The organism is Falsiroseomonas stagni DSM 19981, assembly GCF_900114315.1.
Lineage (GTDB): Bacteria > Pseudomonadota > Alphaproteobacteria > Acetobacterales > Acetobacteraceae > Falsiroseomonas > Falsiroseomonas stagni.
Window position 1 is genome coordinate 55,732 of record NZ_FOSQ01000009.1, and the last position, 15,240, is coordinate 70,971.

At 68.7% G+C, this 15,240-nt stretch carries 11 protein-coding genes; 2 read left to right on the plus strand and 9 right to left on the minus strand.

The window, feature by feature from the left end; all coding sequences use genetic code 11:
• Positions 1-55: 55 nt before the first annotated feature.
• From BM041_RS20415 to BM041_RS20435, 5 genes are all read right to left on the minus strand, one after another.
• Positions 56-3,688 carry a beta strand repeat-containing protein gene (locus BM041_RS20415; protein ID WP_092961749.1) on the minus strand — a complete coding sequence of 1,211 codons (3,633 nt, stop codon included), beginning with the start codon at positions 3,686-3,688 and terminating at the stop codon, positions 56-58.
• 87 nt (positions 3,689-3,775) lie between these two features.
• Positions 3,776-4,843 carry a threonine aldolase family protein gene (locus BM041_RS20420; RefSeq protein ID WP_092961750.1) on the minus strand — a complete coding sequence of 356 codons (1,068 nt, stop codon included), beginning with the start codon at positions 4,841-4,843 and terminating at the stop codon, positions 3,776-3,778.
• Positions 4,844-4,924: 81 nt separating this feature from the next.
• A complete protein-coding gene (locus tag BM041_RS20425) occupies positions 4,925-6,445 on the minus strand; it encodes an amidohydrolase family protein (RefSeq protein ID WP_092961751.1) in 1,521 nt (506 codons plus the stop codon).
• 127 nt (positions 6,446-6,572) lie between these two features.
• Positions 6,573-9,311, minus strand: coding sequence for a beta strand repeat-containing protein (locus BM041_RS20430; protein WP_139226115.1), 2,739 nt, complete (start codon positions 9,309-9,311; stop codon positions 6,573-6,575).
• A gap of 150 nt (positions 9,312-9,461) precedes the next feature.
• Complete coding sequence (locus tag BM041_RS20435) at positions 9,462-10,109, minus strand: glutathione S-transferase family protein (RefSeq protein WP_092961895.1); 648 nt, start codon at positions 10,107-10,109, stop codon at positions 9,462-9,464.
• 122 nt (positions 10,110-10,231) lie between these two features.
• Here BM041_RS20435 and BM041_RS20440 point away from each other — a divergent pair, with 122 nt between their 5' ends.
• Together BM041_RS20440 and BM041_RS20445 are read left to right on the plus strand one after the other, a co-directional pair.
• Positions 10,232-10,780 (plus strand): amino acid synthesis family protein, encoded by a 549-nt coding sequence (locus BM041_RS20440; RefSeq protein WP_175534056.1) that lies wholly within the window; start codon positions 10,232-10,234, stop codon positions 10,778-10,780.
• 85 nt (positions 10,781-10,865) lie between these two features.
• A complete protein-coding gene (locus tag BM041_RS20445; RefSeq protein ID WP_092961754.1) occupies positions 10,866-11,507 on the plus strand; it encodes a hypothetical protein in 642 nt (213 codons plus the stop codon).
• Between the two features lie 13 nt (positions 11,508-11,520).
• Here BM041_RS20445 and BM041_RS20450 read toward each other — a convergent pair whose 3' ends face one another.
• From BM041_RS20450 to lpdA, 4 genes are read right to left on the minus strand one after another with little or no spacing between them, the layout of a single operon-like run.
• Positions 11,521-11,994: a type II toxin-antitoxin system RatA family toxin gene (locus tag BM041_RS20450; protein WP_092961755.1), complete on the minus strand. Its 474-nt coding sequence runs from the start codon at positions 11,992-11,994 to the stop codon at positions 11,521-11,523.
• 7 nt (positions 11,995-12,001) lie between these two features.
• A complete protein-coding gene (lipA, locus tag BM041_RS20455) occupies positions 12,002-12,973 on the minus strand; it encodes a lipoyl synthase (protein ID WP_092961756.1) in 972 nt (323 codons plus the stop codon).
• A gap of 40 nt (positions 12,974-13,013) precedes the next feature.
• A complete protein-coding gene (locus BM041_RS20460) occupies positions 13,014-13,865 on the minus strand; it encodes a class I SAM-dependent methyltransferase (protein WP_175534057.1) in 852 nt (283 codons plus the stop codon).
• On the minus strand, positions 13,843-15,237 hold the full coding sequence (gene lpdA, locus BM041_RS20465; protein ID WP_092961896.1) for a dihydrolipoyl dehydrogenase: 1,395 nt from the start codon (positions 15,235-15,237) through the stop codon (positions 13,843-13,845). The genes BM041_RS20460 and lpdA overlap by 23 nt, the downstream gene beginning before the upstream one ends.
• Between the last annotated feature and the right edge of the window lie 3 nt (positions 15,238-15,240).

Consider the following 15,240-nt stretch of genomic DNA (forward strand, 5'->3'; position numbering starts at 1 on the left):
GGGGCGCTGCCCCCGCACCCCCGCCGGGGGGCGTGGCGCCCCCCGGGCCCCGCCGTCAGATCAGGCGGAAATCCTCCGCGGTCGGCAGCGTACCGGCTGTGAAGACGGCCAGCAGGGACAGGCTGTCCGCGGCATCGATGATCGCGTTGTCGTTGCCGTCGCGCAGCCAGTAGAGCGCGGCGCTGTCCCTCGCCTCGTTGCGCGCCAGGATGAAGGCGCTGTCGCCGGTCTGGCCATTGGCCCGCAGTTGCCCGCCGAAGCCGGCATTCAAGGCGGCCAGGCTGCGGAAATCGCTGATGGCGCCGAAGGTATCGACGAGCAGGACGGCGTCGCCCAGCAGCACGCTCGAGCCCTGGACGATATTGAGCGCGCCGCCCGTGCCGAGCCCCGCGAAGCCGCTGCGCAGGAGGACCACCTCGTCATCCCCCCCGAAGCCGATCACCGTATCGCCGGCGGCGATGGTCCTGCCGCCACTGAGCAGCCCGCCCTCGGCCGGGGCCCCATAGCGCAGCGTGTCCGCGCCGCCGAGGCGAAGGTCGAGCTGATCGGCCCCGCGCCCACCGGCGAGGGTATCGGCGCCCGCGCCGCCATTGATGGTGTCGGCGCCGGTGCCACCCAGCAGGCTGTCCGCCCCTTCCCCGCCCAGCAGCGTGACGCGGGCCAGGGCGGCCGCGTTCACCGCCCCGCCGGAGGCGGCGGCGCTCAGCACCCGGACCTCCAGCCCCTCGCTGCCCGTCAGCATGCCGGCCGGCAGCGCGACACGCCCGCCCTGCATGGAGAGTTCCAGCACCTCGATCCCCTGCACGCCGGACAGCAGCCCCGCGGCCACGCGACGACCGCCGATATCCAGCGCGAGGGTGTCGACCCCGGCACCGCCATCGACGACATCGCCGCCATCGAGGTCACCAAGCAGCAGCCGGTCCGCGCCCTTGCCGCCCAGCAGCAGGTCGCTGCCCGTGCCGCCGTCGAGCGTATCCGCGCCATCGCCGGCGGAGAGGATGTCATCGCCCGCCGCGCCCATCAGATGGATCGCGGTCGCGCGGGCGGAGGCGTCGATGAAATCGCTCTCCGACCCTCCCAGGATGCGGATGGTGCCGGTCGGGCGCAGCAGGTCCATGCTGCGCAGCACCAGGTCGTTCGCTTCATTGGCGAGTTCGATCCGCTCGATCCCCTCCACGCGGGCCAGGCTGGCGGGACCGAACCCGATGCCGGCGATGCCGGTGAAGCGCAGCGTATCGATGCCCGCGTCGCCCGCGATCAGGTCGTCCGCGTCGAAGCCGCCTTCCCCGGCCAGGATGACGTCATCGCCGCCGCCGCCCCAGAGCGTATCCGCGCCGGCGCCGAGCGCCAGCAGGTCCGCCCCCTCGCGCCCCTCGATCCGGCTGCCCGCGCTGCCGGCGCTCAGGCTGTCCGCGCCGCCACCGCCGAGCAGGTTGGACTGGCCGCCACCGGCGGCGATGAACCCCGTATCGCTGACATTGCTGCCATCCACATGCAGCAGCGCGCCCGACAACTCGACACGGAACGGCACGCCGATGCTGTCCACCATCGCATCGCCGATGGTGATGAACACCGCGCCTTCGCCGCCGGTCCGCTCCACGGCCAGACGCTCGAAGCCGGAAAGCCGATCGGCGGCGGCGGGGGCAAGGACATCGCCGCCGCTTGCGGTCAGTGACAGCAGGTCCGCCCCCTCCCCACCCGCGATCAGGTCGGCGGCCGTGACGGCGGACAGGGTGGCGAGGACCGTGTCGGCGCCCGCCCCACCCAGCGCGGTGTCATTGCCGGTGCCGAGCCGCAGCACATCCCACCCGCCGCCCCCGGCCAGGCGGTCGTCACCCTCGCCGCCCTCCAGCGTGTCGTTGCCGTTGCCGCCATCGAGGCTGTCGGAGCCCGCGCCGCCGTCGAGGGAGTCGAAGCCGTTGAGGCCGGCGAGACTGTCATTCCCCTCCCTGCCCATGACCGTGTCGGCCGCCGCGCCGCCGATCATGGTATCGTTGCCGCCGTTGCCGGACAGCGCCATGGCGTTGAGCTGGCCACGGGCATCGACGCGATCATTGCCGGCGGCGCCGTTCACCGTCATGTCGCCCAGGCCGGCAATGGTCAGGCGGAGCGCAGCGGTGCCCGTCCCGTCGATCACCTCGAAGCCGGTCACCGCGACCCCGCCACTGCCCAGCCGCGCCGTGGTGCCGCCCGGCAGCACCAGCCGGTCGATGCCGCTGCCGCCCTGCAGCGTGTCGCCGCCGAGGCTGTCGGCGACCTCGACGAGATCATCGCCGCTGCCACCGATGACGCTGTCATCGCCCACACCCACGAAGATGACGTCGTTCCCGATGCCACCATCGACCGTATCGTTGCCGATATACGCGGTGAAGGTGTCGTCGCCGCTGCCGCCATCCATGCTGTCATTGCCGTGTGACGCGAAGAAGAAGCTTGTCCCGCCAGGGTAAGGCTGGAAGGTCACGATATCGCCGTCGACCACGGGCGTGGGCATGTTCGAGAGCACGATGAACCCCGTGAAGGACATCAGATCATTGCCCGCGCCCCCGAGCATCGTGTCGTTGCCCTCTCCGTCGATCATCCAATCGTCGCCTTCGCCGGCGTCGAAGATGTCGTGGCTGCTGGCGGAGGCGACCTCGGGCCGGGCTGCATGATCGCCATAGAGGTCGTTGCCGGCGCCGCCCTGCATGCTGTCGGCGCCCCCGCTGAACATCGTGTCGTGGCCGTCGCCGGCCAGCACGACCATCCGGTCACGGTAGGAGATCAGGAGGTCGTTGCCGCTGCCCGCATCCCAGGTGCCGCTGATCCCGCCATACAGGAACCAGAAATCGTCGCCCGCCCCGGCATCCTCGAAGCGGTCCGCGCCCCCGCCCTCCGACAGGGCCATGTCGTTGCCCGCGCCGCCGCGCAGCGTGTTGTTGCCGGCGCCGCTGGACATCGCGCCGCCGGCGTTGCCGAGTTCGAGAAGGTCGTCGCCCGCGCCGCCATAGGCGGCATCGGGGCCATCGCCCTGTCCGCGGAAGGTGTCGTTGCCCTCTCCGCCCACGAAGGTGTCGGCGCCGTCGCCACCGGTCATCGAGTCATCGCCAGCGGCGCCGTTCAGCGAATCATGGCCCTCCCGCCCCACCAGCCCGTCATTCCCGGCACCACCCACCAGCGTGTCGCTGCCCGTGCCGCCATCCATGACGGCACCGCCCGCGCCGGCATCGCCACGGTCATTGCCGCCATGGCCGATGAGCAGGTCATTGTCGTCGCCGCCGAACAGCGTATCGCCGAAATCGGTCCCGTAGAGGCTGTCCGCCCCGCCATTGCCTTCGATCCAGAGGCCGAAGGGGCTGGCCAGCGGCGCGACCTGGTTCGGCACCATCGCGACGATGTCGCCCCCCGCGCCGCCCGTGACGCGCAACGCCGCCACGTTCGTCAGCGTGCTGCCGGTCCCGAAATAGAGCGCGGTGGCCCCGCCCGTGATGTCGATGCGCTCGATCCCCACCAGCATGGCGGAGGCCGTCGCCTGGTTGAAGGCGTAGGTGCCGCCGAAGGAGATGGTGAGCACGTCGACGACGCTGCCCGTACCGCCGCTGATCGTATCAGCAGCCTGCAGGTCATCCGCGGCGTCGATGATGAACTGGTCGGCGACATTGTTGCCGCCACGCAGCCGGTCCGTCCGGTTCGTCAGGTTGAAGATTGCCACGCCACCACGCCCCTGAATTGCAGGGGCGCAGGGTCATCGCGCGACCGGACCGATCTCAACCGTTAAGTAAGGATCCTCACGATTTCGTTACCGCCCTGCCAGCGCGCCCCGGATCGCCGCCAGCGCATCCCCGATCATCGGCGCCGTGACGTCGAGATGAGTGCAGGCCCGCAGCCGCCCGCCGAGCAGCGACACGGCGATCCCTTCCATCCGAAGCGCGCGTTGCAGCGTCACGGCGTCCATGCCGGTGCCGCCGATGGTGAAGAACACCAGGTTGGTGTCGGGGTCCTGGACCTGGACGCCCTCGATCTGCGCCAGGCCCCGCGCCAGCGCCTTGGCATTGGCGTGGTCGTCGGCCAGGCGATCGATATTGTGGTCGAGCGCATAGAGGCACCCCGCGGCGCAGACACCGGCCTGCCGCATGGCACCGCCGAGGCGCTGCTTCCAGCGCCAGGCCTCGTCGATGAACTCGGCACTGCCGCAGAGCACGGCGCCGAGTGGCGCGCCCAGGCCCTTGGTGAAGTCGAGCCAGACGCTGTCGAAGCCGGCCGTCATCTCCGCGGCGGAGATGCCGGCGGCGACGCAGGCATTCATCAGCCGGGCGCCGTCCATATGGGTGGAAAGCCCGGCGCCATGGGCGATCTCCGCGATCTCCGCCAGCACGGCGCGGTCCCAGACGGCGCCGCCGCCGGTATTCGCGGTCTGCTCCACCTCGACCAGCCGCTGCGTCGGCGTGTGGCGGGATTTGCCGCGCAGCGCCCCGCGGAGCTGGTCCGGCGTGTACATGCCGCGCGGGCCGGTCAAGGGCAGGATCTGCACGCTGCCGAGCGCGGCATGGGCGCCGCCCTCGCTGGTCAGGATATGCGCCGTCTCATGCGCGATGATCTCCTCCCCGGGCCGGCAATGCACCAGGGTGGAGGCGACGTTGCACATGGTGCCGGACGGCATGAAGACCGCGGCTTCCTTGCCCATCAGCGCGGCCATGCGGTCGCACAGCGCATGCACGGTGGGGTCGTCGCCATGCTGCTCGTCACCGACCTCGGCGCGCATCATGGCATCGAGCATCGCGGCGGAAGGCTTGGTCTGCGTATCGGAATAGAGGTTGATGCGCACGGGCGGCGCGCCGGCGGGGGGACGTTCGGGGGCGTGGACCATGGGTGTTCCGTGCGTGGCTCAGGTTGCCGCGCAGGGTGGCAGGGAATGGAGGGCGGGTGAAGTGCGCCGCCCCCCTTGGCGTCAGGAGACGATCGTCTCCAGCCCCGGATTCCGGATGACGTAGCCATAGGCGAGGTTGCTTCGCCCCTCGCCATGCGCCGCGTAGTCCGCCTTGGCCTTGCTGACATTGTCGTGCCGCAGATCGGCGCGGCGCTGGTAGTTGTACATCCGCGCGCTGGTCTCGCCGAAGATCATGCGCTTCACCGGCCCATCCGCATCACCGAGTGGCGCGAAGCCGTGCTGGCGCTGCATCGCCTCCGGAATCTCCAACCGCCGCAGCGCCTCGATCTGCCATTGCGGCGATCCGGTCCAGACCGCGTCGGTGCCCCACACCACATGGTCGGCGCCGAGGCCTCGGATCAGCGTGCCCATCAGCGCGGCGCAGAGCCCGGGTTCGATCACCGTGGTCTGGGCGAAGATCTGGCCGAGGTCGCCATAGACATTGGTGACGCCGAACTTCGACGGGATTTCCGCCAGGTCCGTCGTCCAGTCCACGCGGCCGGTGCGGGCGAACTGCTCCACGCCCGTGCCCGCGCCGCCGCCGCCGGTCCAGCGATAGGCGGAGTGGTAGATGACGAACTTGATGTCCGGCCAATCCTTCGCCGCCTTGCCGACATCATCGACGCCGGCGAAGGGCAGCAGATGCGGAAAGCGCTGCGTGACCTGCTGCGGATAGAGCCCCTTGTGGACGCAGACGATGCCCTTCCCCGCGCGCAGGATGCGTTCGTAGAAGGGGTACATCAGGCGTTCGTCATCCATCCGCCAGGGATGCTGCGCCAGGTGCTTGTTGGTGTTGTCGCCGACCGTGTAGCCCTTGAAGCTGTCCACGTTGAGCTCGGTGATGCAGCGCTCCACCTCCTCCATCCAGCCGGGCTGGCCGGGGGTGAAGATGCCGTGGGACAGCACGCGCCGCGTGCCCGCGGCGTCATTCACCCGCTTGCGGGCATCGAACTTCATGTCGTTGGTCAGGAACCAGTCGCGCTCATCCTCCGACGGCGCTCCGCTGATCAGCGCGACCTTGGTGTCGCTGTCGAGGAACATCTCCTTGAACCAGTTGGCCTCCATGAGGCTCTGGATGGTCTGTTCCTCGACCCTGATCTGCGGGTTCCAGCCGGCGCGGCCGACATTCCGCCGCGCCTCCACGAAGGTCATCAGCCGCGTGTCCGGGCGCAGGAAATGCGTGTGGACATCCATGATGAACTGGTCGGAAAGTGTGGCCGCGCGGGCTTCCGCTGCGCCCGGCGTCTGCGCCTCGGCCTTCGAGACGCCATAGAGCGGCCCGTATTCCTCATTCATCGCGAGAAAGGCGGCCGCCATGCCGGCGGCGGTCTGGAGGTAGCGGCGCCGCGTCATGCCCTGCTTCGGCGCGATCTCATCCGCCATGGCCTTGATCCGCGCCTCGACCCGCTTCTGGCGGTCATTCTGCGGCATGGGCCAGAATTCGTCGGAGGCGATCACCTGCGTCGGGATGGGCGAGGGGAACATCGCCTCATCCGCGGGTTGCAGCTTCGCGAGGTCATCCTCGGTCAGGAAACCCGTCATGACGCCTTCTCCTTGTCGCTTCCCCGAGGGAGAGCCTGCCGTGCCGCAGCCTGCCAGGGCAAGGAAAACGCGCAGACCGGCCGCGGGGGGGGGCGCGGCACAGCCCCCCGACCGGACGGGCCGCTCCCTAGACGAATACCGCGTCAGAGTTGTTGGCGACGGCACCGGCGGCGACCAGAGTGAACGTCTCTACCGCGACGCCACCGACCCTGATTTCGTAGAGGCCGCCGCCGACATGCGCGAAGGACGCATTGGCCCCGAAGCCCTCGAAGCGCAGCCGATCGCCACCGGCCGCTCCCGCCCCGGCAAAATCGGCGATACGATCGCCATCGGCCTGGCCCGCCACGAGCACGAAGACATCATCGCCGGTGCCGCCCAGCAGGGTGTCGGCGCCATCCCCGGGATTGATGGTATCGGCGCCGGCGCCGCCGTCGAAGCGTTCGGAGGCGGAACCACCCAGGATGCTGTCTCCGCCCGTGCTACCCACGAAGCCCACCGAAACGTCGAGCACCGTCCTCCGGAAATCGAAGGTCCCGGTGTTGGCCGCGAGAAGGTTCCAACCGAAAGCGCCTTCGGCGTCGATGATCTTGAAGGAAGCGACCTGCGACGTCGCCAGCGCCACGGATACATTGGCGTCCAGCAGCAGTGTCTCGAACCCCGTGATTGCCGCGGCCGCGGAGATGTTCACATTGGTATCGGCGAACAGGACGTCCATCCCAGCCCCACCCGCCAGCCGTTCCCCGGCCACCACATCAGCGGTGTTCAGGGCGACGGTATCGTTGCCGGCTCCGGCATCGATGGAATCAGCGCCGGCGCCACCCAGGAAGGCTTCGTCGCCGGCACCGCCGCGGATCGTATCGGCGCCGCCCGAGCCCACGAAGCCGATCGAACCGCCGAGTATCGTCTTGCGGAAATCGAAGGTCCCGGTGTTGGCCGCGAAGAGGTTCCAGCCGAAAGCTCCTTCGGCTTCGATGATCCTGAAAGCGGCGACCTGGGACGCCGCCAGCGCCACGGACACGTTGGCATCCAGCAGCAGCGTCTCGAACCCCGTGATTGCCGCGGCTGCGGAGATGTTCACATCGGTGTCGGCGAACAGGACGTCCATACCCGCCCCGCCGACCAGCCTCTCGCCGCCCACCACATCGGCGGTGTTCAGGCTGACGGTATCGTTGCCGGCTCCGGCGTCGATGGAGTCAGCGCCGGCGCCGCCCCTGAAGGCTTCGTCGCCCGCGCCGCCGCGGATCGTGTCCGCCCCGGTTGTGCCCACGAAGCCGATCGAACCGCCGAGCGTCGTCTTGCGGAAGTCGAATGTCCCGGTATTGGCAGCGAAGAGGTTCCAGCCGAAAGCGCCTTCGGCTTCGATGATCCTGAAAGCGGCGACCTGGGATGCCGCCAGCGCCACGGACACGTTGGCATCCAGCAGCAGCGTCTCGAACCCCGTGATTGCCGCTGCAGCGGCGATATTGACATCCGAATCGGCGAACAGAATGTCGATACCCGCCCCGCCGACCAGACGTTCGCCGGCCACCACATCATTGGTATTCACCATGACGCGGTCGTTGCCGTCTCCTGCATTGATGCTGTCCGCTCCGGCACCGCCGTAGAAGGCTTCGTCACCCCCGCCACCGATGATGGTGTCCGCCGCCGCCGTGGCCACGAACCCGACCGATCCATCCAGCGTCGTCGTCCGGAAGTCGAAGCGGCCGCTGGCCGCCGCCAGTAGGTTCCACCCAAACGCACCCTGGCTCTGGATGCTGCCGAAGGCGCCGATCTGCGCCGCGGACACCGTCACCGTGACATTCGCATCCAGCAACAAGTACTCGAACCCGACGATCTGCGTCGCGCCCGAGATGTTGGTGTTGCTGTCCACATAAAGGATGTCGATACCGGCACCGCCGGCCAGACGCTCCCCGGCCACGACATCATTGGTGTTCACCACCACGCGGTCGTTGCCGTCACCCGCATCGATGCTGTCGGCCCCAGCGCCGCCGGAGAAGGCCTCATTGCCCGCGCCGCCCAGGATGGTATCGGCCCCGGCCGAGGCCACGAAGCCAACCAACCTGTCCAGCACCGTCGTCCGGAAATCGAAGCTGCCGGTCCCGGCCGCAAGCAGGTTCCAGCCGAACGCACCCTGGGTCTGGATGCCGCCGAAGGCGCCGATCTGCGCGGCAGACACCGTCGCCGTGACATTCGCATCCAGCAACAGGTACTCGAACCCGACGATCTGAGTCGCTGTCGAGATGTTGGTGTTGCTGTCCACATAAAGGATGTCGATGCCGGCACCGCCGGCCAGACGCTCTCCGGCCACGACGTCATTGGTGTTCACCACCACGCGGTCGTTGCCGTCGCCCGCATCGATGCTGTCGGCCCCGGCACCACCGGAGAAGGCCTCATTGCCTGCGCCACCCAGGATGGTGTCGGCCCCGGCCGAGGCCACGAAGCCAACCAACCTGTCCAGCGTCGTCGTCCGGAAATCGAAGCTGCCGCTCCCGGCTGCCAGCAGATTCCAGCCGAACGCGCCCTGGGTCTGGATGCCACCGAAGGCACTGACCTGCGCCGCCGAAAGCGTGACCGTGATATTCGCATCGAGCAGCAAGTACTCGATGCCGATGATCTGCGTCGCAGCCGAGATATTGGTGCTACTGTCAGCAAAAAGGATATCGGTGCCGTTGCCGCCGATCAGACGCTCCCCGGCCACCACGTCGTTGGTGTTCACGACGATCACGTCGTTGCCGACACCGCCGTCCAGATGATCGGCGCCACCTGCGCCCCGCAATGTGTCGGCACCTGCCAGCCCGGTGATCGTATCCGCATCGGCCGTACCGACAAGGTTGTTGCTCGCAACAGTCCCTACGAGTATGGCCATACCAGTGAGCCTTGCAAGCCAACCGGTTCCCCGTCGGAACCAATCTGGTTCTGAATGGTTAACGAGCTGGACAGGGACGGTCAACGACTACGGGATGACACGGCGTGCCCCGCAGCCAACCACGCCGCCGACGCGGCACCCACCACAACTTTACAGACGATGCCTGGCCCAGACCGGCGCGATGGCGGGCCGCGCGGCCACCGCCTCCGCCAGCGCCTGGATGCGCGGCAAATTGGCCGGCACCCAGTCCCGCCCCTTCATCCAGCGGGACAGCACCGCCAGGTAGATATCGGCGACCGAGAAGCGCGGGCCCAGCAGGAAGGGGCCATCCTGCGAGAGGCCGGCGTGATCCTCGATGATGCGAAGCACGTCGCGGGCCATGGCGAGGGCGTTGTCGCGCGCGGCCTCCGCCTGGTCGGGCGCATAGCCGAAGCGGGCGGGGTAGTCCCAGCGCGTGACCTGCGGGTAGAACTCGCCCGCCAGCAGCGCCATCCAGCGCAGCGCGACGGCGCGGCCGGGATCGCCGGGGGGCGGCAGCAGCCCGGTGCCGGGATGGAGATCCGCCAGGCTCACCAGGATCGCCAGGCTCTCTGTCAGCACCGTGCCAGCAGTCCCATGGGCTGGCAGCACCAGGGTCGGCAGCCGGCCCATCGGGTTGATGGCGCGGTACTCCGCGCGAAGCTGGTGGTCGCCCTCCAGCGGCACATCGCGCAACTCGACCGGCGCGCCGATCTCCGCCAGCGCCATTTCCACCGGCGCGGAGCCGGAACCGAGGTCGCCATACAGGATGTAGGTCATGCGACCAGCCTGGCGCGGGACCGCGCCGCTGCGCCATTGCATTCCGTTGATGCGGGCCAGAAGCGGGATTGATGCCGAGCGCGAAGCCTTCAGGATCGGCGCCGGAACCGACGGAGGATTCGATGCCCCCCATCCGCAAGATCGCCACCTGGCGGGAAACCGTCTTCGGGGAGATGGGCCACCAGGCGCCCCGCCCCATCATCCGCGCCGTCGCCATGGCCGTCATCGCCAACCCCTTCGCCGGCCAACAGGGGGTCGAAGACCTTGGCGTGCTGTGGGAAGCCGGCGCGGCGCTGGGTGACCGCCTGATGCCCGAACTCGCGGCGATGCTCGGCGGGCCGGCCGTGTCCTACGGCAAGGCCGCCATCGTCGGCGTGGCCGGGGAGGTCGAGCATGGCGGCGCCGTGGTGCATCCGCGCCTCGGCAAGCCGATGCGTGCCGCGATCGGCGGCGGAGCCTCCCCCGTGCCATCGGCGGTGAAGGTCGCGGCCGCGGGCACGCCGATCGACATCCCGCTCGGCCACAAGGATGATTCCTGGAGCTTCGCGCATTTCGACACGATCACGGTCAGCATGGCCGATGGGCCGAGGCCCGGGGAGATCCTGGTCGCCATGGCGCTGGCCGATGGCGGGCGCGTCTGGAACCGCTGCGGGGCCGGGCCCCTGCGGTGAAGCCGCGCGAAACCATCCTGGCGGCTTCGCGACTGGCGGTTGCGGCGCAGCCGTGAAACCTTTCGTGCCCTGAGGGAGGCGCGGCATGAGCGGGTTGACGGCCAGCATCGGGGATCACCTGGCCTTCCAGCGCGAAGGCGCCGCCGCCCGCGCCGGCGCGACGGCAGAGGACACCCGCATCGCACGCCTGACGGGCTTCGACCCGCAGGATGTCATGACCATCCGCACCCTCTGCGCCGCCCGCGCCGTGCTGCTGGTGTTCCGTTGCCCGAACCTGGCGGCGCGATCCCTGCACGGGCTGCTGCCGGCCAAGACGGCCGTCACCAGCACGAAATCCGGCAGTTCCGGCGCCGTGATGGGCGCCAACGGCCTGCTGATGGTCTCGGACTACGACATCATGGGCTGCTGGCGGCAGGAGGGTTCGGGTTTTCGACGGATTCCCATCACCGCCGTGGCGCCGGGCGCGAAATACGGCGCCTGGTCAGCCGAGGCGCGGGAGATCGTGCAGGCGCTGAACCGGCAGTTGCTGACCCGCATCCAGCACGGCGCGCAGGATGACTGGCTGGATGCGGAGAAGAACCGCGGCGTGAAGCCGGATGACGGCTTCCTGGCGTTCCGCCTCGGCGTCGCGGAACCCATGGAGGGCGCCGCCGCATTAGAGGGATTCTACCGCCTCAACGGGTTGGACTGGCCCTACCTGCCGACTGGCCGCCACAGGGGTCGCTAGAGGGGGCCGGTAGTCACGCCGTCGGCGCAGGCGTGGCGGGCGCGGCCGGCGGTGGCGCGCGCCGATACAGCGCCATGGCGCGCCGTTCGAAGGCGCGCACCATCAGGCGCACGGCCTCGTTGAACACGGTGCCGATGACGGCCTGGAGAAGCCGCGACTTGAATTCGAAATCGACGAAGAAATCGACCTCCGTCCCACCCGCAACCGGCCTGAACCGCCAATGGTTGTTGAGATATCGGAAGGGGCCCGTGAGGTAGCGGACATGGACGTGGTGCGGCCGTTCCAGCAGCACCTGGCTGCGGAAGGTCTCCCGGAACATCTTGAAGCCGATGGTGAGGTCGGCCGTCAGTTCCTTGTCCGTCCGCGTCAGCACCCGCGCGCCGACGCACCAGGGCAGGAATTCGGGATAGCGGCGGACATCCGCCACCATGTCGAAGAGCTGTTCCTCCGAATAGGGGAGGATGCGCTTTTCCGCATGCGTGGGCATGGCGCGATCAGGCCGCCTTCAGCTTCGCGGCACGGGCATCGCGCAGCGCCGCGAAGTCGCGATCCGCATGGTAGGAACTGCGCGTCAGCGGCGTCGAGGAAACGAGCAGAAACCCCTTCCCACGCGCGGCACTGGCGTAGTCCTCGAACTCCTCCGGCGTGACGAAGCGGTCCACCGCGGCGTGCTTCACCGTGGGCTGCAGGTACTGCCCGATGGTGAGGAAATCGACATCGGCGCTGCGCAAATCGTCCATGACCTGCAGCACCTCGATCCGCTTCTCCCCGAGCCCGACCATGATGCCCGACTTGGTGAAGATGGAGGGGTCGAGCTGCTTCACCCGGTCCAGCAGCCGCAGCGAATGGTAGTAGCGCGCGCCGGGGCGGATCGTCGGGTACAGCGCCGGGACGGTCTCCAGGTTGTGGTTGAAGACGTCAGGCCGGGCGGCCACCACCACCTCCAGCGCGCCATCCTTGCGGAGGAAGTCGGGCGTCAGGATCTCCACTGTGGTGTCGGGGGCCGCCTGGCGCAGGGCGCGGATGGTCTGCGCGAAATGCTCCGCGCCGCCATCCTTCAGATCGTCCCGGTCCACGGAGGTGATGACGACATGGCGCAGGCCGAGCTTGGCGACAGCATCCGCCACCCGGTTCGGCTCATCGGCGTCGAGCGCCTTCGGCATCCCCGTCGCGACATTGCAGAAGGAACAGGCGCGGGTGCAGGTATCGCCCATGATCATCATGGTGGCGTGGCGCTGGGACCAGCATTCCCCGATGTTGGGGCAGGCCGCTTCCTCGCACACCGTGACCAAATTGTTGGCGCGCATCAGCGCCTGGGTCTCGCGGTAGATCGGGGAGGTCGGCGCCTTCACCCGGATCCAGGCGGGTTTCCGCTGGATGGGGTTGTCCGGCCGGTTGGCCTTTTCCGGGTGCCTGTCGGCCCCGGTGCGGGCTGCCCTGTGGTCGATCTCGACGCGCGTGCTCATGGCCGAGATATAGCGACGGTGCGGGGCGACGACGAGGGCTTCATGGCTTCACCGCGCGCAGGCTGAGGGAGAGGGGCAACCATGGCCTGTCGGGCCAGGTCCACATGCCGTCCGCATCCCGCACGCTGCCCTCGAAGGGTTTCCAGACGAGGCGCGGATGTTCATGCAGCCAATCCAGCTGCAGGCCCGCGCGGCGCAGCGCGCCGAGGATCTCGGCAAGGCTGTGCGGAAACTCGATGGTCTGCAGGTTCGCGAGTTCGGCTGATGTGTCCATGTAGTCGGTCGGGTTGTCGATGGGGACCGGCCCGGGCTCGAAATACGGGTAGCGCCAGCCGGGGAAACCGGGGGCCGCGATGCCACCATCATCGAAGACCCAGGCCACGGGATGCATGTCCGCGAAGTAGAAGGCGCCGCCCGGCCGCAGCGCGAAGGCGATGGCGGTGGCCCAGGCGTCCAGGTCCGGCAGCCATGTGATGGTGCCCCAGGCCGTGAAGACCAGGTCGAAGGCGCCGGCTTCCTCCGGGATGGCGGAAGGCGTCTCCAGCACGTCCGACAGGACGAAGCGCGTATTGGTCACGCCGCATTCGGCGGCGAGGCTGCGCGCGGCCTCCAGCGCCGGCGGGCTGAAATCGACGCCCACGACCCTGGCAGCGCCGCGCTGCGCCAGCGCGATGCTGTCATCGCCCAGGTGGCACTGCAGATGCAGGATGTTCAGCCCCGAGACGTCCCCGATCTCGGCCCCAACGATCGCATCCAGCCGCCCGAGGCCCGCCCGCTGCGAGGAGAGGTCGTAGCCCCGCGGGCCGAGATGAACGCGGGTGCGTTCATCCCAGTTCGCCTGGTTCAGGCGGCGCCAATCGGATGGGCCGTCAGATGTGGATGACCCTGCCATAGGCGTCCAGCACCGATTCATGCATGGTTTCGGAGACGGTCGGATGCGGGAACACCGTATGCATCAGTTCCGCCTCGGTCGATTCCAGGGTGCGGGCGATGCCGTAGCCCTGGATCATCTCCGTCACTTCCGGGCCGACCATGTGCGCGCCGAGCAACTCGCCGGTCTTGGCATCGAACACCGTCTTCACCAGGCCCTCGGGTTCCCCCATGGCGATGGCCTTGCCGTTGCCGATGAAGGGGAAGCGGCCGACCTTGACGGTGTGGCCGAGTTCCTTCGCGCGGGCCTCGGTCAGACCCACGGAGGCGACCTGCGGGCGGCAATAGGTGCAGCCCGGGATGTTCAGCACATCCATGGCGTGGGGGTGCTTGCCCGCGATCGCCTCGATGCAGATGATCGCCTCATGGCTCGCCTTGTGCGCCAGCCAGGGCGGGCCGGTCAGGTCGCCGATGGCGTAGACGCCGGGCTCCCCCGTATTGCCGAAGGCATCGGTGACGATGTGGGTCTTCTCGACCTTGATCTTCGTGCCTTCGAGGCCGAGGTCCTCGACATTGCCGACGATGCCGACCGCGGAGATCAGGCGATCCGCCACGATGTCCTGCACCTTGCCGCCGGCCTCGACCACCGCGGTGACGCTGTCCGCGCCCTTGCGGATGCCCTGCACCCGCGCGCCGGTCAGGATCTTCATCCCCTGCTTGGTGAAGGATTTGTGCACGAAGGCGGATATTTCCGCGTCCTCCACCGGCAGGATGCGGTCCATCACCTCGATGAGCGTCACCTCGGCGCCCATGTTCAGGTAGAAGCTGGCGAATTCGGAGCCGATGGCACCGCTTCCCATGACGATCAGCTTCTTCGGGAGCGCGGTCGGCGTCATCGCCTCCCGGTAGGTCCAGATCAGCTTCCCATCCGGCTCCATCCCCGGCAGGACGCGCGCGCGCGCGCCGGTGGCCAGCAGGATGTGCTTCGCCGCGATGTCAGCGACCGGCTTGCCATCCTTGGTCACGGAGAGCTTGCCCGGCCCGGCCAGCTTCCCGTGCCCGTCATAGACGGTCACCTTGTTCTTCTTCATCAGGTGCTTCACGCCACCCGAGAGTTGCCCGGCGACACCGCGCGAACGCTTGATGACCTTCGCGAAGTCGAAGCGGATGTTGTCGGCGGCGAAGCCGTACTGGTCCAGGCTGTGCAGCAGGTGGTTGATCTCGCTGGCGCGCAGCAGCGCCTTGGTCGGGATGCAGCCCCAGTTGAGGCAGATGCCGCCGAGGTTCTCGCGCTCCACCAGCGCGACCTTCATGCCCAGCTGGCTGGCGCGGATCGCGGCCACATAGCCGCCGGGCCCGCCGCCCACCACCACGATATCGAAGCTGTCGGCCATGGC

What these genes read in the sequence shown, in the direction of transcription:
- BM041_RS20420 (WP_092961750.1), bottom strand. Translation starts at nt 4,843, where the DNA reads ATGGTCCACGCCCCCGAACGTCCCCCCGCCGGCGCGCCGCCCGTGCGC.
- BM041_RS20425 (WP_092961751.1), bottom strand. Translation starts at nt 6,445, where the DNA reads ATGACGGGTTTCCTGACCGAGGATGACCTCGCGAAGCTGCAACCCGCG.
- BM041_RS20430 (WP_139226115.1), bottom strand. Translation starts at nt 9,311, where the DNA reads ATGGCCATACTCGTAGGGACTGTTGCGAGCAACAACCTTGTCGGTACG.
- BM041_RS20435 (WP_092961895.1), bottom strand. Translation starts at nt 10,109, where the DNA reads ATGACCTACATCCTGTATGGCGACCTCGGTTCCGGCTCCGCGCCGGTG.
- BM041_RS20440 (WP_175534056.1), top strand. Translation starts at nt 10,232, where the DNA reads ATGCCCCCCATCCGCAAGATCGCCACCTGGCGGGAAACCGTCTTCGGG.
- BM041_RS20445 (WP_092961754.1), top strand. Translation starts at nt 10,866, where the DNA reads ATGAGCGGGTTGACGGCCAGCATCGGGGATCACCTGGCCTTCCAGCGC.
- BM041_RS20450 (WP_092961755.1), bottom strand. Translation starts at nt 11,994, where the DNA reads ATGCCCACGCATGCGGAAAAGCGCATCCTCCCCTATTCGGAGGAACAG.
- lipA (WP_092961756.1), bottom strand. Translation starts at nt 12,973, where the DNA reads ATGAGCACGCGCGTCGAGATCGACCACAGGGCAGCCCGCACCGGGGCC.
- BM041_RS20460 (WP_175534057.1), bottom strand. Translation starts at nt 13,865, where the DNA reads ATGGCAGGGTCATCCACATCTGACGGCCCATCCGATTGGCGCCGCCTG.
- lpdA (WP_092961896.1), bottom strand. Translation starts at nt 15,237, where the DNA reads ATGGCCGACAGCTTCGATATCGTGGTGGTGGGCGGCGGGCCCGGCGGC.